Source organism: Dyadobacter sp. SRI_021 (assembly GCF_057586235.1).
The window spans coordinates 691,490-709,476 of the sequence record NZ_JBYCZM010000004.1 but is presented as its reverse complement, the minus strand read 5'-3'; the positions used below and the strand labels follow the sequence as shown (position 1 = coordinate 709,476).

The 17,987-nt window shown below is 49.3% G+C and carries 15 protein-coding genes; 8 read left to right on the top strand and 7 right to left on the bottom strand.

What is annotated here, in order from left to right; translation table 11 throughout:
* Positions 1-90 precede the first annotated feature (90 nt).
* Positions 91-1,272, top strand: coding sequence for an ATP-binding protein (locus tag AC2YIT_RS15880; RefSeq protein WP_430845421.1), 1,182 nt, complete (start codon positions 91-93; stop codon positions 1,270-1,272).
* Positions 1,273-1,285: 13 nt separating this feature from the next.
* Here AC2YIT_RS15880 and AC2YIT_RS15875 read toward each other — a convergent pair whose 3' ends face one another.
* Both AC2YIT_RS15875 and AC2YIT_RS15870 read right to left on the bottom strand, forming a co-directional pair.
* Complete coding sequence (locus tag AC2YIT_RS15875) at positions 1,286-2,218, bottom strand: hydrogen peroxide-inducible genes activator (RefSeq protein ID WP_430845422.1); 933 nt, start codon at positions 2,216-2,218, stop codon at positions 1,286-1,288.
* Between the two features lie 49 nt (positions 2,219-2,267).
* Positions 2,268-3,104: a KilA-N domain-containing protein gene (locus AC2YIT_RS15870; RefSeq protein ID WP_430845423.1), complete on the bottom strand. Its 837-nt coding sequence runs from the start codon at positions 3,102-3,104 to the stop codon at positions 2,268-2,270.
* A 183-nt stretch (positions 3,105-3,287) separates the two neighbouring features.
* Here AC2YIT_RS15870 and AC2YIT_RS15865 point away from each other — a divergent pair, with 183 nt between their 5' ends.
* The 4 genes from AC2YIT_RS15865 to AC2YIT_RS15850 all read left to right on the top strand — a co-directional run bounded on the left by AC2YIT_RS15865 (position 3,288) and on the right by AC2YIT_RS15850 (position 7,038).
* On the top strand, positions 3,288-3,512 hold the full coding sequence (locus tag AC2YIT_RS15865) for a hypothetical protein (protein WP_430845424.1): 225 nt from the start codon (positions 3,288-3,290) through the stop codon (positions 3,510-3,512).
* A 122-nt stretch (positions 3,513-3,634) separates the two neighbouring features.
* Positions 3,635-4,207 (top strand): RNA polymerase sigma-70 factor, encoded by a 573-nt coding sequence (locus AC2YIT_RS15860; protein WP_430845425.1) that lies wholly within the window; start codon positions 3,635-3,637, stop codon positions 4,205-4,207.
* Positions 4,208-4,213: 6 nt separating this feature from the next.
* Positions 4,214-5,203 (top strand): FecR family protein, encoded by a 990-nt coding sequence (locus AC2YIT_RS15855; protein WP_430845426.1) that lies wholly within the window; start codon positions 4,214-4,216, stop codon positions 5,201-5,203.
* A gap of 14 nt (positions 5,204-5,217) precedes the next feature.
* Complete coding sequence (locus AC2YIT_RS15850; protein WP_430845427.1) at positions 5,218-7,038, top strand: STN and carboxypeptidase regulatory-like domain-containing protein; 1,821 nt, start codon at positions 5,218-5,220, stop codon at positions 7,036-7,038.
* Positions 7,039-7,105: 67 nt separating this feature from the next.
* Here the strand turns inward: AC2YIT_RS15850 and AC2YIT_RS15845 are convergent, their stop codons facing one another.
* Together AC2YIT_RS15845 and AC2YIT_RS15840 are read right to left on the bottom strand one after the other, a co-directional pair.
* Complete coding sequence (locus AC2YIT_RS15845; RefSeq protein WP_487279785.1) at positions 7,106-7,933, bottom strand: exosporium glycoprotein BclB-related protein; 828 nt, start codon at positions 7,931-7,933, stop codon at positions 7,106-7,108.
* A gap of 13 nt (positions 7,934-7,946) precedes the next feature.
* On the bottom strand, positions 7,947-8,918 hold the full coding sequence (locus tag AC2YIT_RS15840; protein WP_487279784.1) for a T9SS type A sorting domain-containing protein: 972 nt from the start codon (positions 8,916-8,918) through the stop codon (positions 7,947-7,949).
* A 321-nt stretch (positions 8,919-9,239) separates the two neighbouring features.
* Here AC2YIT_RS15840 and AC2YIT_RS15835 point away from each other — a divergent pair, with 321 nt between their 5' ends.
* The 3 genes from AC2YIT_RS15835 to AC2YIT_RS15825 all read left to right on the top strand — a co-directional run bounded on the left by AC2YIT_RS15835 (position 9,240) and on the right by AC2YIT_RS15825 (position 11,851).
* Positions 9,240-10,340 carry a hypothetical protein gene (locus AC2YIT_RS15835; RefSeq protein ID WP_487279783.1) on the top strand — a complete coding sequence of 367 codons (1,101 nt, stop codon included), beginning with the start codon at positions 9,240-9,242 and terminating at the stop codon, positions 10,338-10,340.
* Positions 10,340-11,209, top strand: a complete 870-nt coding sequence (locus tag AC2YIT_RS15830) for a lysophospholipid acyltransferase family protein (RefSeq protein ID WP_430845431.1) — start codon at positions 10,340-10,342, stop codon at positions 11,207-11,209. The genes AC2YIT_RS15835 and AC2YIT_RS15830 overlap by 1 nt, the downstream gene beginning before the upstream one ends.
* Positions 11,210-11,365: 156 nt before the next feature.
* Positions 11,366-11,851: a CHRD domain-containing protein gene (locus AC2YIT_RS15825; RefSeq protein ID WP_430845432.1), complete on the top strand. Its 486-nt coding sequence runs from the start codon at positions 11,366-11,368 to the stop codon at positions 11,849-11,851.
* 95 nt (positions 11,852-11,946) lie between these two features.
* Here the strand turns inward: AC2YIT_RS15825 and alaS are convergent, their stop codons facing one another.
* The 3 genes from alaS to AC2YIT_RS15810 form a co-directional block, all read right to left on the bottom strand.
* The gene (gene alaS / locus AC2YIT_RS15820) at positions 11,947-14,601 is read right to left on the bottom strand and encodes an alanine--tRNA ligase (RefSeq protein WP_430845433.1); all 2,655 of its coding nucleotides are present in this window, start codon (positions 14,599-14,601) and stop codon (positions 11,947-11,949) included.
* Positions 14,602-14,666: 65 nt separating this feature from the next.
* On the bottom strand, positions 14,667-15,602 hold the full coding sequence (locus AC2YIT_RS15815) for a DUF4249 domain-containing protein (protein ID WP_487279782.1): 936 nt from the start codon (positions 15,600-15,602) through the stop codon (positions 14,667-14,669).
* 11 nt (positions 15,603-15,613) lie between these two features.
* Entirely contained in the window at positions 15,614-17,983 is a 2,370-nt protein-coding gene (locus AC2YIT_RS15810; RefSeq protein WP_487279781.1) for a TonB-dependent receptor, read from the bottom strand.
* Positions 17,984-17,987 lie beyond the last annotated feature (4 nt).

Here is a 17,987-nt window from a genome sequence, read left to right as displayed (position 1 = left end):
GTGTATTTATAATATAGTTATACTATTTTGAGAGTGTACTTATAAAATAGTATAACTATATTTGTGGTATACTTTGAAAATAGTAAAGCTATGTTCGTCACACGCTACGTTTACTCCTCACTTCTCGCGCATTCAACCAAAAAGCAGATCACTGTTCTCACCGGAATGCGACGGACGGGGAAGACTACGCTCTTGAAGCAATTGATGGCACAATGTGACATTCCCCAGAAGCACTATTTCGATTTGGAGCGGATCGATGTGCGTGCCCTTTTTTCCGAACCGAACTATGAAATCATTGTCCAGGCGCTTAGCCGTCAAGGGACGGATTTTTCCAAGAAAGTGCTGATATGCATTGATGAAATTCAGCTGGTACCGAATTTACCAAGTGTTCTCAAATATCTGTACGACAGCTACGATATCAAGTTTATAGTAACCGGTTCGAGCGCGTATTATATGAAGAACCAGTTTTCCGAGTCATTGGCCGGGCGTAAGAAAATCTTTGAAATATACCCACTGACTTTTGGAGAATTACTGGCATTCAAAGGAGTACAAGCAGGTAAGCCTGATGTTCAAAAGGCGGGCAAATTTGTCACTTCTGAATATGAGCGTTTGAAAGGCTACTATGATGAATTCATTGATTTCGGCGGCTTCCCGGAGGTGGTTTTAGCAGATTCAGCGGAGGATAAGCGTGATTTGATCAGTGATATCCTCAGTTCATATATCAACTTTGATCTGACATTGCTTTCTGATATCCGCAATCCAACGAATCTGTATAAGCTTATCAAACTGCTGTCAGTACGCATTGGCACTAAGCTGGATATTTCAAAGCTCACAAGTTTGACGGGAATGGCGCGCCAAACGGTGGAGAATTATCTGGATCTTCTGGAAAAGAGCTATTTGATTAGAACAATCCCAGTGATTGCGAATAGCCCGGACCGTGAAATAGTCAAAGCAAAAAAGATTTATTTCCTGGATAATGGTATCGCATCGCTTGCTGGGGAGCTCAGCAGCGGTTCAAAATTTGAGAATGCAGTTTTTAATCAGTTAATGCATCGCGGCGAAGTCGCTTACTATCAGCTCAAAACCGGGCGGGAGATCGATTTCATTCTCAGTCAGAAGCAATGTTTTGAAGTAAAGGAAACGGCGACAGAGGCCGATTTGAAGAATACGAAGTCGCTGGCTGCAAATCTCGGTATCCAGCAATCATATGTGATCGGCAGACATCCCGTCAAATTATTCGAAGGGTTTATCTGGGGAGGCTTTTTACAATAAGATCTCATTTTAGTTACAAGACTCTGACTTCCAGATCCTTATTCAATATTTCTTCCGGTAAATGCGTCATAATTCCCTCCTGCAATGCACCGATCAGTCGGGCTTTCATTTGCTCGCGGTTGACGACCAGGCATACCTCGCGCGCTGGCTCGGGAAAGCGGAAGTGACGGATGTGTTTCTGACGTTCTTCGGACAGCTCCATAACGGCCATTTCGGGCAGGATGGTGATGCCGCCGTTGCGCTCTACCATCCGGATGAGTGTTTCAATGCTGCCCGAGCGGTAGCTGAAACTGCTGCCGAACTGGCTACTGCGGCTTAGCTCGCACAGGCGCTGTATCTGGGTGCGGAAACAATGGCCTTCTTCGAGCAGCCAGAGCTCATTGGGTTCAATGTCGGTTGGGAGGATATATTGCTTGGAATACAAGTCTGTTTTCTCGGAAACGTAGGCGTAAAAGCGCTCCTTGTACAATGGGATTTCCTGCAAACTGTTTTCTTCGGAGACGGATGCAATAATTCCGACGTCGAGATTGCCCATTTTCAGTTCGGTAATGATCCGGTCGGTGATCATTTCGGAGACGTGGAGTTTAATATCCGGGAAATTGGAGATGAACGGGTTCACGAAATGCGGAAGCAGGTAAGGGGCGATGGTCGGTATCACGCCCACGTGCAGCTCTCCGGAGAGGTCACCATTGAAATGCTTGGCGATTTCATTGATCCTCGACGTTTCCCGCAAAATTACCCTCGCCTGATCGATGATCTCACGCCCGACGCTGGTTGGGACAATCGGCTGTTTTGTCCTGTCAAAAATCTTGACCGACAGTTCCTCCTCCAATTTGCGGATCATCATCGATAGCGTAGGCTGCGTTACATTGCAATGCTCCGCAGCCTGAATGAAATGACGGTGATTGTCGACAGCGACGATATATTCCAGTTGCTGGATGTTCATTGTTTGTTAATGATTTTTATAAATTTCATTTATGCAAAGGTAATAGTTATCACTTTGATTGATTTAATGGAAGAGGAGCTTTTTGTAGTGATTGGTTGGTAACAAGTGACTTCATTTGAATAATCGCAATCCTGTTTAGTTCAATCGCCCGTTCCGCCGCAGGCCTGCCCTGGCCTATCAGCATTGCATTGATGCTTTCCAGGTTCGAAAGTACCACGAGCTGTTCCAGCGTTGCAGAATCGCGGAGGTTACCGCCTTTGTTCAATGATGACCATTCACGGGCGGTCATACCAAAAAGCGCGAGGTTCAGAATGTCGGCCTCCTCGGCATAAATCTTGCCCATCATGACCGGATCGAGCTCTTTCGGGATCAGATTTTCCTTGATGGCGTCTGTTTGAATGGTGTAATTGATCTTCGCCAGGCTGCGCCGTAAGTCCCAGTCGAGTTCCAGGCGGTTGTTTTCTTCATCTTTTAATCTTTGAAATTCTTTGATTAAATAGAGCTTGAAAGACGGAGAAATCCAGGAAGCGAATTCGAAGGCGATGTCCTTGTGCGCAAATGTTCCTCCGTTGTATCGTCCCGGTTTGGAGATTAGACCAATTGAGTTGGTTTTTTGAATCCACTGTTTGACCGTCAGCACGTAGCTGCTACTCCCCGTTTCATTTTTAATGTTACCGAATTCGGTAACATTAAAATTCGGATTGTAGAGCTGTTCCCACAGCCCGATAAACTCAACTGTGAACCTGGTTCTCAACCAGTGTGAAATCACAAGCCCTGTCGCCGCGTTTCTTTGCCGCGCGATGTCCGTTAGCGAGATAAACTCACCCTGTTCTTGTTTCAGTACACCAATCTCCTGATCGTCTACAATTAGTCTTTGATTTTTCATTTGGAAGAATGTTTGGTTGGTACATTCTTCTTTTACGACAAGCGCTGCAAAAAGTAACAGCTTGTAGTAGCATTAAATCCTCATTAAACTTACTTCTTCCAAGCCTTGCCCCGCTTGCATTTCCCTGAGGAATTGTAATTTAGCCCCACTTTAAACTATCACTCACAATAAATACTGTCAACTATGAAAAACCTGAAAGCATGGATGTTGCTGGCCCTGATGGCGGTAGCGACACCGATTTTTGCACAGACTACGGCAGAAAAGCAGAAAACGGAAGCGAAACTGAAAAAGGACGGTACGCCTGACAAACGTTACAAAGAAAATAAACACCTCAAAAAGGACGGTACGCCTGATAAGCGCTACAAAACCAACAAGGCCGATACTACTAAGGCAGTAAAGAAAAAGTAAGAAGTTGAAAACATAACGCCGAATATTTTTCGGCGAAATTTAGGGTAAGCGCCCGACCGGTTGTCAATATATCGTACAACCCGAGTCGGGCGCTTATTTTTTTACATAAACCAGTCGGTGCAATGAATGCAGCCTTAGCGGATGACCACGTAACGGTTTTGAGCAGGGACAGAGAGTCGGAGTTTGAGAGAGTTTTCAAGAAACATTTCAGAGGATTGCACGCCTATGCCTGCACTATTTTGAAGGACGATATCATGGCCGAAGAAATGGTCCAGAATGTGTTTTGCAGGCTGTGGGAGAAGACCGACCACATTGATATCCGCGAATCGGTCAGCGGATATCTGTACCGGTCGGTGTACCATGAGAGCCTGAATTATCTCAAACACCTGAAAGTACGGGATGCTCACCGCGATTACACATTGCAGCAGGAGCAACAGAGTGTCAGCGCTTCCCAGGCCCTCGAACTGTCGGAGCTCGAAACGCGCCTGGACATTGCATTGCGGGAGCTGCCCGAAAAATGCCGGACGATTTTCCAGATGAGCCGGTTCGAAGAATTGAAATACCAGGAAATTGCGGATCGCCTGCAACTGCCCGTCAAAACGGTCGAAAACCAGATGGGAAAGGCATTGCGGCTTCTGCGGGTCAAACTGGCCGATTTCCTTCCGGCTTCCTTTTTACTTTTTTTCCTCAGCTGATCAGTCATGAAAACAGAACACAACCCGAACATAGATGAATTACTGGTGAAGTCGATGCTCGACGAAGCCAGCGTGGCAGAGCAGATCGAGATTAAGCAATGGCTGCTCGACGATGATGATAACCAGCGATATTTCGAACATTTCGAACTGATCTGGAACGAAAGCAAGCGCCTGGCCCGCATGAGTACCGTGGATGAAGATGCCGCCTGGGAACGCTTTAAAACACGAACGAGGGCGAAAGAACCGGAGACCGAGGTGCTACCCATGTACCCCAGGCCAGTATTCCGGATCCTTCGGATGGTGGCTATGGTGCTCATGACAGCCGGCGTTGGCTGGCTGAGCTACCTTTTCTCAACACGCAGTTCGTCTCGTGAAATGCTGACGGTCAAGTCAGGTATGGAAACACTTACCGACACTTTGCCGGATGGCTCGGTCGTGACCCTTAACCGGAAATCGAGCATCAGTTATCCCAAGGATTTCGAAGGGAAAACACGCGAGGTGCAGCTAACGGGAGAAGCATTTTTTGACGTAAAACCCGATAAATCGAAACCGTTCCTCATCTCGGTGAACGACGTGACCGTGAAAGTGGTGGGAACCTCATTTAATGTAAAAGACAATGCAGAGAAAACGGAGGTAATTGTGGAAACGGGTATTGTGGAGGTTTCCAGGGACACGCAACGAGTACGCATTACCCCGAAGGAAGAGGCTACCATAGTAAAGGCAAGCGCGCAAATGCAGAAGAGCGTCACCGCGGACCAGTTTCATAATTATTACCGTACCCGCAGGCTGTTTTGCGACGGTACCCCGCTTTGGCGACTGGTTGAAATCCTGAATGAAGCCTATGAAGCTGATATTGTGATCGGTAGCGAGCGGTTGAGGGACCTGCCCATCAACACCACTTTCGACCAGAACTCCCTTGAAAGCATTTTGGGCGTGGTGAGCGAAACCCTTTCACTCAAAGTTGAACACCGCGGCGACCAGATCATTTTGAAATAGCCTTATCTTTCGGGATGAATCAGAATTCTATATTCCGTACTGTATTAAGGCTGTCTGTGATTTTGGTAATGATCCCGTGCGGGAGTTCTGCACAGCAGATTTTGAATAAACCGGTTGATATCTCCGTAAAGGGGCAGCCGGTTTCTGCTGTTTTGAAATCCATGAGCGAGCAGGGCAAATTCTATTTTTCTTACAACAGCAATCTGATCGCGGGCGACAGCCTGGTTACATTAAATGCTACCCGGCAGCCGGTGCGGCAGGTACTCGACCAGCTTTTTAACAATAGATTTCAGTATAAAGAAAAGGGCGATTACCTGATCATCCTGCCGGCGGTCAGGGAAAAGTCATTTCATATCAGCGGCCTCATTCTCGATGATGAAACCGGGAAGCCGGTCGATTATGCGAGTGTGTATTCACGGCAATTGCTTGTGTCGACACTTTCAGAAAATGACGGCGGTTTCAGGCTGCGCATTAAGGAGCGTGCCTTTCCCATTTATCTGACGGTTAGCAAGGTAGGGTACGGAGATACGACCATGGTCATTAACAGCACCGAGGAGTCGGCGCGCACCATGCGTATCCAGCCTAGAGCCGTGGACCTCGACCCGCTGATCGTCCGTTATTCAGAGGGAGAGTCGACCTGGTTGGGACGGTTGTTTTTGTCCCAGCGCCTGCGCGCGCAGAGCCGGAATATCGGCCGTTTTTTTGTTGCATTGCCGTATCAGGCGTCGCTTACGCCCGGGTTGGGCACACACGGGCGCATGAGCGGGCAGGTAGTCAACAAGTTCTCGCTGAATATAGCGGGGGGATATACAGCGGGGGTCAATGGGGTCGAAATAGCAGGAGGGTTTAATATTTCGAAAGAAAATGTCCGCTATGTGCAGCTTGCCGGGGCATTCAACGTGGTGTCCGGTCACGTGAATGGCGTGCAGATAGCGGGTTTTAGTAATAATGTGCTCGATTCACTGCATGGCGTGCAGATTTCCGGATTTAGCGGCATGGTACGGAAGCACGTCGATGGTGCGCAGATAAGCGGTTTCCTGAGCCGGGCGGGAGGAGGCATTGCCGGTGCACAAGTCACAGGAGCTATCGGACTGATTCGAAATGGGGGCCACGGCGCGCAGATTTCCGGTGGGTATAATCAGGTTCGGGGTATTTTTGAAGGAGTCCAAATCGCCGGTGCGGCGAACAACGCGCGCGACTCCGTCCGAGCGACGCAGATTTCCGGCGGGCTCAATATGGCCAGAAATATTAAAGGCGTACAGTTGGCGCCATTCAACTATGCTAAAGTGATGCGGGGCGTGCAAATAGGTATTGTCAATATCGCCGACAGCTCCGCGGGCGCCAGTATCGGACTTATCAATATTGTCAGGAAAAGCACTTCCAATATTTCGGTATACGCGACGGACGTAGCACCGGTGAATGTGGCATGGAAAATGGGGACACACAAATTTTACAGCCTGCTGATGGCCGGGACGAGTTTCAGCGGAACCGAAAAAGTGCGAACATTCGGAGCTGGTATTGGGCGGGAGTTCTTTCCTTTCAGAAAAACAGGCTTCTTCGTGGAATTGCTGAATCAGAATGTATACCAGGGCGATTGGGAGAAAACACCCACATTATACCGTTTGCAGATCGCTGCAACTTACAAGCTCAGCAAGCATTTCTTGCTATTTGCAGGCCCTTCGTATTCCGTTTATGACAGCGATAATATAGAAGTGAAAAAAGGGTATAAATCATTTCCGTTGTCGGGCTATCCAAACATAGGCCTCGGGAGTAATAAAGTTACATCCTGGATCGGATGGCAAGCTGGTATCAGTTGGCGCTACGGCAAATTATAGCGGGTAAAATGCAAAGAGGGTTCCTTGTTCCAGGAAACCCTCTTTGCATTAACACAGTTTGTCATTATCAGTTAATGCTGACACCCGCACTGACATATCCGGTTACGGAATTAATCAGAGAAAGTCCTGTTGCGGACGCGGAGTAAATGAGCAGCAACCTTGTTCCGGCAGTTACCGGAATATTCAAGCCGGTGGTTTGCCCGGAAGCGGTGGTGCCGATTGACAATACACCGGTCAGGCTTGGCGAGAGGACTACGGTTGCACCAGGAACAGGTGAGAAGTTATTGCTACCCTCTGGCGCTGAATACAGTTGCGCTTGTATATTAATCGTAGTACCTACAAGGGCCAGGGCTACGGTATTGCTGAAAAAGCCTGCAATGGACGTAATCGTTCCGTTGCGCGGTACGGAGAAAGCCATATTGGTGAGATTCGAAGCATCGATCAGACCGCCTATTAAGGACACGCCTGGTGCGTTGATTCCGAAACCTACCACCGAAGAAGTTCCGGCCAGGCCGCCCGCGATGGTTGTCATCACCGCAGGGGTTCCCGAGGCGTAAGGGATAATGGCGGAGCCTCCGGCAGTCGCGTTGCTTTTCAGCGGAACCCACTCCGAACCGGTGTAGTACCAGAAGCCTGCGTCTCCGTTAGTTTGATAAACCAGCAAGCCGGTTGCAGGACTTGGAATAGCACCCCTTTGTGCATCCGTCATGCGGGGGATTAAGGCACCTTTAGTGGTAGATTGTACGTCCAGCTGGGCGCTTGCGTCGGGGCTGATGGTGCCGATACCCACCTGCGCATTAGCTACGAATGCGAATAAGGCGAGAAGTGCCGTCAGGAATGCTCCCTTCAATTTCAGAGAGGATGAGAGAATGTCGAAGATATATAGTCTTTTCATGAGAATGCAGATGTTATTGTTTGATGATTTTGATAACCTGAGTCGCGCCGCTGGCCGTCTCAACCTTCACCAGGTAGGTCCCGGCAGGATAGTTTTTTAAGCTAACCTCCTGGCCTGGTTTAGGTTTCAATAGTTCCATGAACTGCCGCCCCGTCAGGTCAGTCATTTTTACACTAGCGAGCGCTTCCTTGGAGCCGATAAGCAACTTGTCGACAACGGGGTTCGGATAAGCATTGACCAGGCCGCCTGAGCCCAACCGTATCGACTGGATTTTACTGTACGCAAAACTTCCATCAGTGTCGACCATTTTCAGTCGGTAGTACTGTGTGCCATAACGCTCCGCTGCATCGTCGAACGAGTAATCTTTTCTGGAGTTGCTCTCGTTCGCTGCATTGATCTTGCCCAGTACATTCCATTTTTTTGCATCCTCGCTCTGCTGAATCTCGAAGAAGTCACTGTTTTTTTCCTCGGAAGTCTGCCAGTAAAGTACCGTTGCGCGTTCTGCCCGTTTCAGCTCGAAGCTAACCAGGTTAACAGGCATGGCATTTTCCTGCGCTGCGGTCAGGGATGTGAAATTGGTCAACGGAAGCGTATTGGATATATAGTGCTGCACCGCATTGACCGTGCTTCCGGTAGTCGTTACAAAAGTGACGTTGCCGTGGGTGAGCTGCAATGTACTTTCCGTATTGCCATTAAGCTCCGAAGCGCGGTAGAAGAAACCCGCAACTCCTGTAAAATCCATCGGCGTAGTAAAACTGTAAACCCTCGCGATGCTGGGCGGTGTGCCCGGAATGGGCGTTGGAGAGATGGTAAGCGTTTGCGAAGCAATTGTAAAATCGACGCTGGGTAACAGCGTAAGGCTGTCGATAAAGACCTGCGTGTTCTGGCCGATAAAGAAACCATCAGTTCCTGCGGTAAACTGAGCATGTGCGGCCATTGTAGGAAGTAATGCCAACTGGCAAAAAAGCAGATAGCGTTTCATCATAGTGATTTAGATTAAGTGGTAAGAGGAAAATGCAATGAATGTGATAATGAACTCAATGTATATAAATATTTAAAGAATGTAAGGACTGCAAATAAAATTATTTCTATCAATTTGTGTAGATATGAACTTGTTTTGTAGAGATATATTTACTTTTCGGTAAAAGGGACTACTCCCAGGGATAATTTTTCAGAAAAAAATTAGGGTAAGGCTTCATACGGTTGTCGATTTGATGCATGCGGTTCTTACCGGCGGACTTGAAGGCCTGCAATGGAAGCCGGGTACTGTGTGCATTCAGACAATTATTTCTCAAATGCATTACCCATGAAAAATTTGCTTTTCAATCCATCCCGTCTATTCTTCATCAGCATACTCCTGATCACCAGTTCATTTGGCGCAGTGGCCCAGCGCGATAGTTCCGCAGCAGTGCACATTGGTTTTATTTATCCGGTCAGTTCCAATGGCAAGCATGCCGCATCCGTTACCAACCGGTTCTCGCTACACGCTATTGCCGGACTTTCCAAGGCCGAGACAGGCGCATCTATTGCGGGTGTGGCCAGTGTGGTGAAACAAAATGTAAGCGGGGCGCAAATCGCCGGTGCTGCGAATGTGATCGGAGGTTCGGCTAGCGGTGCCCAGATTGCGGGTGTGGCCAATGTAATCGGTGGAGGTGCGACGGGCGCTCAGCTGGCCGGCTTTTCCAATGTCACGGGAGGTGAGGCGCGTGGAGCTCAGATTGCGGGCTTTCTGAATCTCGCCGAAGCGTCGGGTGCGGCGCAGGTGGCCGGTTTTGCGAACATCGCTAAAAAGGATGCGAAAGGTTTGCAGCTTGCCGGGTTCCTCAACAAGGGCGGCGATGTGAATGCCCAGGTTGCGGGTTTTGCCAACGTCGCCAGGAAAGTGAAGGGTGTCCAGCTGGCGGGTCTCATCAATATCGCCGATAGCAGCGATTATCCGATCGCGATCTTCAACTTCATAAAAAACGGGGAGAAGTCTGTGGCCGTTACCATAGACGAAACGATGACGGGCATTGTGTCTTTCCGCTCGGGTGGCCGTGTGCTGTATGGCATAGCGGGTGTCGGATATAATTTTAAAGACAATCCCAAAGCGATGTACGCGGCCGAGGGCGGTCTGGGGGCGCATATTCCCTTGGCTGGCAGCCTGCGGCTTAATTTAGAGGCAGTCAGTACGACGCTTACTGATTTTCACGGCGGGAGTTACAATAAGAACGCGCTCCGCGTGTTGCCGGCATTGAAATTGGGTGGTCGTTTTGAAGCCTTCGCCGGACCGACGCTGAACTACGTATCGTACGAGCGTGAGAATAACTACGATTTTATCAAGAAATACATCTGGAAGAACAACAGTTCCAAAGACTTCCAGGGACTTTTTGTAGGGTTTAACGCGGGTATGCAGTATATATTCTGATGCAGGCGCTACGGTTCAGGCTGGCCCTATGGGGCTGGCGCTCCCTGTCGGACCTGATTTTCCTGGTCCTGTTCCGACTCTGGCCTTATCGCCGCAATATGGTGCTGCTTAATATGGCCCGCTGCTTCCCGACGCGGTCTGAAAAGGAGATCCGCCAAATGGTAGCCGCCTATTTCCGCCACCTCGCCGATCTCATCGTGGAACCGTTTATGATCCGCGGGACAGCGAGGGCGAGTCTTGGTAAATTGGTTAGCTACGAGAACACCGGATTGATCGACAGACTTTTGGCTGAAAAGAAGAGCATTGTACTCATGGCCTCGCATTATGGAAATTGGGAATATCTGCTCTCACTACCGCTGCAAACCAACTGCCAGGTGCTAGCCGCATACTCGCCGGTCTCGAACAAATGGCTCGATAACTGGCTTCTCAAAATGCGGGGGCGTTTCGGAGCCGTGATGATCCCAAAATCGGAATGGTACCGTCGGACGCTGGGTTGGGATCGGGAGTCCTCTGCTATTTTTGTCACCATTGCCGACCAACGGCCGCCGGAGTCGGGTAAGTATTATCTCAATTTCATGAACCGGAAGACCTTTGTGCAGTCGGGTGCGGCGCGTATTGCCGTGCAACGCGACTGTGCGGTGGTATATCTGGACGTTACCCCGCGGGAGCGCAATGCCTATAATTTCAGATTCCGGCTTATTACCGCTCAGGCGCGTGAACTGGGCGAGGCGGGTATTATGGAGCATTACTATAAGGCCCTGGAAAACACCATTGAACGGCAGCCGGAGCTTTGGCTTTGGTCGCATAACCGCTGGAAATTCCATTGGCGGCAGGGCCAGAAGCCGGTCAATGCCTTGAAATTGTTGTAATATTCAGCAAAGGGTAGGTCTTTTCCCCAACTCTCAGATTTTGAATCGTTTTTATAAGTAATTGTTTTTTAGGGCGTTGTGTGAAATAGGTTCAAGGGGGAACCATAATTTTACCAGGCGGCGGTCAAATCAATTTATTTACCAAAACGAAGCATTATGAGAAAATTAGCATTCATGGGTGTGTTTGTGATCGCCGGGATGGTGGCAGCATGTAATGACGACGACGATCCGACAGACCCAACTCCCGTATTGCCCGAATTGAAAGTGTCCACGACGCTTTCAGGCGCAAACGAAGTACCCGCTAATCCATCAACAGCTACCGGTTCCGTGGATGGTACATTAGACCAGGAGACGAGGATTTTAAGTCTCAATATCATGTACAGCGATTCATCGGCATCGGATTCAACAGGCGCCGACTCGCTTTTTGTACCAACCGGCTGGCACATCCATAAAGGATCGCCCGATTCGACAGGCGCGGTAGTGATCGACTTCGGCACCGATTTCAAGACCCCCTTCGCATTTAAAGACACCCTTACCGAGGCACAAGTGGCGGATCTGAAAGCAGGCTTGTATTATGTAAACATTCATACAGCCAAATATCCGACCGGCGAGATCAGAGGTCAGTTGAAAGCTGAGGAATAACCCGCTGATCCGGCACTCGTTGCAGTGCAAAAAACAAGAGCGGCGTCCTCATGGAGCCGCTCTTTTGTTTTGAGCTGACAAGTAGTAATGCTAATTTAGAACAGGCCTTTCGCTTTCTCGAGCGCCGCGTCCAGTCCGCCGGCATCGGAGCCGCCCGCTGTGGCGAAGAATGGCTGGCCGCCGCCGCCGCCGCGGATTTCCTTCGCGAGATCTTTTACGATCTTGCCTGCATTGAGGCCTGTTTCCTGCACGATGTTCTCCGCGATGAACACTGAAAGCTGTGGTTTACCTCCGATCTCGGCGCCAAAAACGGCGATCAGGTTTTCGACCTGGTCACGCAGCTCGTAAGAGAGTTGCTTCAGCGAATCTGCGCTCGGAACATCCACTTTCTGCACGATTAGATTGAAAGTGCTGTGAGTTTCCATATTGCCGATCAATGTGGTTTTCAATGCCTGGATCTTCTCATTTTCGAGCGCAGCAATTTTTTTCTGCAAGGTCGAACGTTCTTCGATCAGGCTTTCGACCGCTTTGACCAGGTCGGACTGCCCTTTGAGCAGGTCTTTGATCTTGTTCAAAGTTTCTTCCTGCTGACGCATCAGTTCCAGTGCTTTTTCGCCGGTTACCGCTTCCACGCGGCGCACACCTGCTGATACCGATCCTTCTGAAATGAATTTGAACACGCCGATCTCGCCTGTCGAAGGCACGTGCGTACCCCCGCAAAGCTCAAATGAGAACTTAGGGTCGAAGATGATCAGGCGTACGAAATCACCATATTTCTCACCGAAAGTGGCCGTAGCGCCCTCATCCAGCGCTTGCTGAATAGGTACATTCCTTCTTTCTTCCAAAGCGATATTTTCGCGGATCTTCTCATTTACACGGTCTTCGATCTTTCTCAGCTCTTCGTCGGTCACTTTCGAGAAGTGGGCAAAGTCGAAACGCAGTACTTCGTCGTTCAGGAACGAACCTTTCTGGCTTACGTGCGTACCGAGCACCTCGCGCATGGACGAGAGCATCAAGTGCGTAGCCGAGTGGTTGGCTTTGATTTTATTGCGACGGTCAATGTCGATTTTGGCAGTGATAATACCCGCTCCTGACAATGCCTCATCCAGATTTTTATCTCTCGAAATATGTACAAAAAGGTCGTTCTCCTTCTTGGTATCAACAATATTAATCCTCCTTTCTCCATCCTCCTTGCTCCCCAGAATCAGGGCACCAGTGTCTCCCACTTGTCCTCCCATCTCGGCATAGAAAGGTGTGCGGTCGAGTACGATATGGTACTCTTCGCCAGCCTTGGTTTTTACCTTGCGGTATTTCACGATATGGCTGTGTGTTTCTTCAAAATCATAACCGAGGAATTCTACGCCGTCATACTCGCGCAGCTCGACCCAGTCGGTAGCCTCCTTGGCTGCATCCTGGCGGGAGCGTTTTTTCTGCTCGGCCAATGCATCCTGGTAACCAGCTTCGTCGATCTGGAAGTTCTTTTCGCGTGCGATCAATGCGGTAAGATCGACAGGGAAACCGAATGTATCGCTTAGCTCGAACACTTCGTCACCCGGAATGGTATTGAGGCCGGTCTCTTTTAGTCCTGAAATAATGCTGTCAAGCCTTTTCAAACCTGATTCCAGCGTGCGCAGGAAGCTCTTTTCTTCTTCCAGGATCACACGCGTCACAAATTCTTCCTGGTCTTTCAATTCAGTGAACACATCCTTGAACTGCTCGGCCAGTACTGGCACCAGTTTGTGGAAGAATGGCTCCTGGAAGCCCAGGTAGGAGTACCCGTAACGCACCGCGCGGCGGAGAATGCGGCGGATCACATAACCCGCCTTTACATTGGAAGGTAGTTGACCATCGGTAATTGCGAAGGAAACCGCGCGAATGTGGTCGGAGATCACGCGCATCGCGATATCCGCGAAAGGCTCGTCGTTCTGCCCGTATTTTTTGCCCGAAAGCGTTTCCAGTACAGCAATGGTGTTTTGGAAGACGTCCGTGTCGTAGTTCGATGTTTTTTGCTGGATAGCCATGCAAAGGCGCTCGAAACCCATTCCGGTATCAACGTGCGTCGATGGGAGGGGGATCAGCGAGCCATCGGCCTTGCGCTCGAACTGCATAAATACCAGGTTCCAGATTTCCACCACTTGCGGGTGGTCGTTGTTCACGAGCGATTTACCGGATACTTCGGCAACCTCGGCTGGCGAACGCAAATCAATATGGATTTCCGAGCAGGGGCCGCAAGGACCCGTGTCACCCATTTCCCAGAAGTTGTCCTTTTTATTGCCCAGGATAATGCGGTCTTCACCTACAATGCCTTTCCAAAGGTCCCATGCTTCCTGGTCGAATGGTACGCCATCGGCTTCATTTCCCTCAAATACAGATACATAGAGCCTGTCTTTGGGTAGTTTATAAACCTCCGTCAGCAATTCCCACGCCCAGGCAATCGCCTCTTTCTTGAAATAATCACCAAACGACCAGTTACCAAGCATTTCGAACATGGTGTGGTGGTAGGTATCAAAACCCACATCTTCGAGGTCGTTGTGCTTTCCTGACACGCGCAAGCATTTCTGGGTATCCGCGATCCGGCGCGACGGAGGCGTGCCGTTACCGAGGAAAAAGTCCTTGAACTGCGCCATCCCTGAGTTGTTGAACATCAACGTGGGGTCGTTCTTGGCAACCAATGGCGCCGAGGGTACTATTAAATGCTCTTTGCTGCGGAAAAAATCAAGAAAAGCCTGACGTATTTGATGCGAGGTCATTGTGTCTGTTTTGGTACTGCTAAATCCAATATGAAATTGGGCGCAAAGGTAACGAAAAATCTCGATCAGTCGGGCTTATATACTAGCTTTCCAATGTTGTAAGCACCAAAGCAGCCCAGGCCGCCCTCGATGTTATTGTGGATGACGGATGGTTCGGTGAAGGGATTCTCGGTGTCCATCCGCTGCTGTAGTGAGCGATGGTATTTGAAGTAGTTCACGTCGGAATTATAGACCATCATCGTGACGGAAATAAGCTGGCATTTGGAATAAAATGGCTTGGGCGCAGTGTCCTGGGTTTGTATCGGGGAGAAGGTCGGCATAAAGACTTTGCCGGTGGGTGACGAAAAGAGTGAGCCATCCAGATTCCGGTCGGACTGCCATTCGCTGCGTCCGGATGCTACGTCCCATGAGAAATCGAATTGGTTTCGTATCCTTTTTCCCTTTACACCCGGATCCGGGACGTTGTATTCTATTTCTGCCGCCGCCCTTACCCGGTAGTAATTCGTATCGTTCGGGATATCCTGCCACGTCATTTTAAACGTAAGCGATGTGTCCTGGTGCGTGAACAGGCTGTTTGTTGTGGTATCGATTACATACGATCTAATAACCGGCGCATTCGGTGGGACGGTGCAGTTTGCCCTGACCTCCCTGGTACCATCCGAAACATGCAGCGAGTAAGTTTTTGCCGCGACGATCGGGAACCTGCTTTGATCGACACTGTACAGCTGACTACCGGGGTCGTATGGAAGAACTATTTCATTTGATCCATCCGAAATCCTGACCATTGCGGTTTTTATTATGTCTTCTTTTACGCCCGTACCGGAGAATAATGGCGCGGATTGGGTAACAGCGACATTGATCCTGTCGTTTTGCGGCGAAATAAAGGAATGCACAACCAATTTGGATGTTGCTTTTGGTAATCTGGACATGGGAATGCCGTTGACTAACGTTTCGCAGGAGGTCAGAGCCGCCAGAACGAGAACAAACGATATCGGTTTCATAAGTGTGCGGTTCAAAATTTAAAATTGTAACTGAAAGACGGCAGTATGGGAAACAGCGAATATTTCTTTAATGCATTCTTATTCGCTTGTTCGGTGTCGATGTCGTAGAAGAAGGGGTTTTTTCTACTGTAAGCGTTATAGAGGGCAATTTCCCATGTCCTTTCATACCGCCTTTTCTGTTTATGAAACTGAATAGCCACGTCCAGTCGATGAAATGGCTCGGCTCGGAAATTGCTTCGTCCGGAATACTCCGTCACTTCGGTATTAACTAAATGAGCGTCGTTACCGATCGTGGCGCCCATGAATCTCTCCATGACTGCCTTGTACCCTGAAACCGGCAGCGTAAGTGCATTCCCCGTTCCATATACCCAGTTGGCCGACAGTGTGATACGCTTGTTGACTTCATATATGCCAACAAGGGAAATGTCATGGCGCCGGTCGTGCCTCGGATAGAACGTCTTCCCGAAATTGAGCTCCGAAAAATTCCATCGGGTCCAAGACAAAGTATAGGCAACCCAACCCGACAGTCGTCCCGATTTCTTTTGCACCAACAGTTCGCTTCCGTAAGACCAGCCCTGACCGGCCGTTACATTATCCTGCCAGTTTATTTCGTTGGAATTTTCGCCTTCCAGGTTCAGAAACGAAGCCCCCTCTTTGTAGGAAAGGATATGGTTCATCTTTTTGTAGTAACCTTCCAGCGTAACGGTTAGCGCCGGTCTTTCCAGGTATCGGGCAAAGCCACCTGCGAATTGTTCCGAACGTTGCGGCACAATTTTCCTCGTGGCTGGTACCCAAAGATCGGTAGGCAGGCCGATGCCCGTGTTGGACAGTAAATGCACATACTGGTTCATGGCAGCGTAGGACAGTTTCATTGAGAGATTCTGAGCCAGTTGGATAGCGGTGGAAACCCGCGGTTCCGGGCGGACGTACGTTTTGCCCTGCGTGTTGAAGGTACTTAACCGGATCCCGCCATTGATTTTTAATGCATTGAACAAATGCCAGTTGTCTTCGGCATAGATTCCGGTTTCGAAGGAGTCGAAAGTTTGAGAGGGCTGGTTTGCCGAGGTATTAATATCCGTTCCGGCAATCGCCAGCACAGACGGTCTGGATCTGTGGAATGTGCCTTGTAATCCAAACTTGATGGTGTGCCGTGCAGTAGGGTAGTAATCAAAGTCGGTTTTTACGCTAACATCCCTGATTCTGGAATTGTAACAATAGCTATTGTACCCGATTTCGGTGCCTTCGCTGTTGAGGTCGGTAAACGCATTCAGGACGCCGAAGTCGAAGTTGCTGAAAATTAACGAGGAGTTGGCGAACAGTTTTTGCGAAAAAAGATGGTTCCACCTGAAGGTGCCGGTTGCATTGCCCCAATTCAACTCGCTGTTTGACCGGTAGAATATACTTTTTTCATGCATGTAAAATTTATCCCTGCCAAAGTAGCCGCTCAGGTACAGCTTATCTTGCGGGCCGATGTCAAAATTCATTTTAGCATTCAGGTCGTAAAAGTAATAGCCTGGTTTTACACGGTCTTTCTGGCCTTTTTGTGCATGGGCGATAATTGGGGCAGCCAGTACGTCGGCATACGTCCTCCTGGCGGAGAGCAGGAATGACGACTTCTCTTTGCGAATGGGCCCTTCCAGCGTCAATAGTGAGGATAGCAAGCCGATCCCTCCCTCACCGTGCAGGCGTTCTTTGCTGCCTTCTTTCATGTTCATTTCAACTACTGATGAAAGTCGTCCTCCGAATCTCGCCGGAAAGCCTCCCTTGGTAAGCTCCACGCTTTTGATTGCATCACTGTTGAAAACAGAAAAAAAGCCGAAAAGGTGGTTGGCATTGTACACGACAGCGTCGTCCAGAATGATCACGTTCTGGTCCGGCCCGCCTCCGCGGACATACAGGCCCGTCTGACCTTCCGTTCCCTTCTGAACGCCCGGCATCAGTTGGAGGACTTTCAGTACATCCTTTTCTCCGAAAAACGCCGGAATTTTCTTGATTTGCTGAATAGGAATGTCGATCTGGCTCATTTGGACGTTGCTTGACGGATCTTCGTAATGCGCCGTAACGACCACTTCATCAAGCTGGTTGTCGGGGACAAGCCAGACGTTCAGCGTTCCATTTCCTTTCAATCCGATTTTACGGTCCTGTCTTTGATAACCGACCGACGAAAAGGAAACGACGGCAGAATCGGTCTGAGGGAAAGTCAGCGAATAAAATCCATATGTATTGGTAACCGTGCCATAGGAAGTCCCCGAAATGTACACGTTAACGCCGGGCAATTGTTCCTGACTCTTCTGTTCCCGGACGAAGCCGCTTATGGTTATACGTTGCGCTAGCACGGCAAAAGAAATAAATGCCAGCAGAATTGAAAAAAGGACTTTCATAGTT

What these genes read in the sequence shown, in the direction of transcription:
- AC2YIT_RS15860 (WP_430845425.1), top strand. Translation starts at nt 3,635, where the DNA reads ATGAATGCAGCCTTAGCGGATGACCACGTAACGGTTTTGAGCAGGGAC.
- AC2YIT_RS15815 (WP_487279782.1), bottom strand. Translation starts at nt 15,602, where the DNA reads ATGAAACCGATATCGTTTGTTCTCGTTCTGGCGGCTCTGACCTCCTGC.
- AC2YIT_RS15865 (WP_430845424.1), top strand. Translation starts at nt 3,288, where the DNA reads ATGAAAAACCTGAAAGCATGGATGTTGCTGGCCCTGATGGCGGTAGCG.
- alaS (WP_430845433.1), bottom strand. Translation starts at nt 14,601, where the DNA reads ATGACCTCGCATCAAATACGTCAGGCTTTTCTTGATTTTTTCCGCAGC.
- AC2YIT_RS15840 (WP_487279784.1), bottom strand. Translation starts at nt 8,918, where the DNA reads ATGATGAAACGCTATCTGCTTTTTTGCCAGTTGGCATTACTTCCTACA.
- AC2YIT_RS15825 (WP_430845432.1), top strand. Translation starts at nt 11,366, where the DNA reads ATGAGAAAATTAGCATTCATGGGTGTGTTTGTGATCGCCGGGATGGTG.
- AC2YIT_RS15830 (WP_430845431.1), top strand. Translation starts at nt 10,340, where the DNA reads ATGCAGGCGCTACGGTTCAGGCTGGCCCTATGGGGCTGGCGCTCCCTG.
- AC2YIT_RS15850 (WP_430845427.1), top strand. Translation starts at nt 5,218, where the DNA reads ATGAATCAGAATTCTATATTCCGTACTGTATTAAGGCTGTCTGTGATT.
- AC2YIT_RS15810 (WP_487279781.1), bottom strand. Translation starts at nt 17,983, where the DNA reads ATGAAAGTCCTTTTTTCAATTCTGCTGGCATTTATTTCTTTTGCCGTG.
- AC2YIT_RS15835 (WP_487279783.1), top strand. Translation starts at nt 9,240, where the DNA reads ATGAAAAATTTGCTTTTCAATCCATCCCGTCTATTCTTCATCAGCATA.
- AC2YIT_RS15880 (WP_430845421.1), top strand. Translation starts at nt 91, where the DNA reads ATGTTCGTCACACGCTACGTTTACTCCTCACTTCTCGCGCATTCAACC.
- AC2YIT_RS15845 (WP_487279785.1), bottom strand. Translation starts at nt 7,933, where the DNA reads ATGAAAAGACTATATATCTTCGACATTCTCTCATCCTCTCTGAAATTG.
- AC2YIT_RS15870 (WP_430845423.1), bottom strand. Translation starts at nt 3,104, where the DNA reads ATGAAAAATCAAAGACTAATTGTAGACGATCAGGAGATTGGTGTACTG.
- AC2YIT_RS15855 (WP_430845426.1), top strand. Translation starts at nt 4,214, where the DNA reads ATGAAAACAGAACACAACCCGAACATAGATGAATTACTGGTGAAGTCG.
- AC2YIT_RS15875 (WP_430845422.1), bottom strand. Translation starts at nt 2,218, where the DNA reads ATGAACATCCAGCAACTGGAATATATCGTCGCTGTCGACAATCACCGT.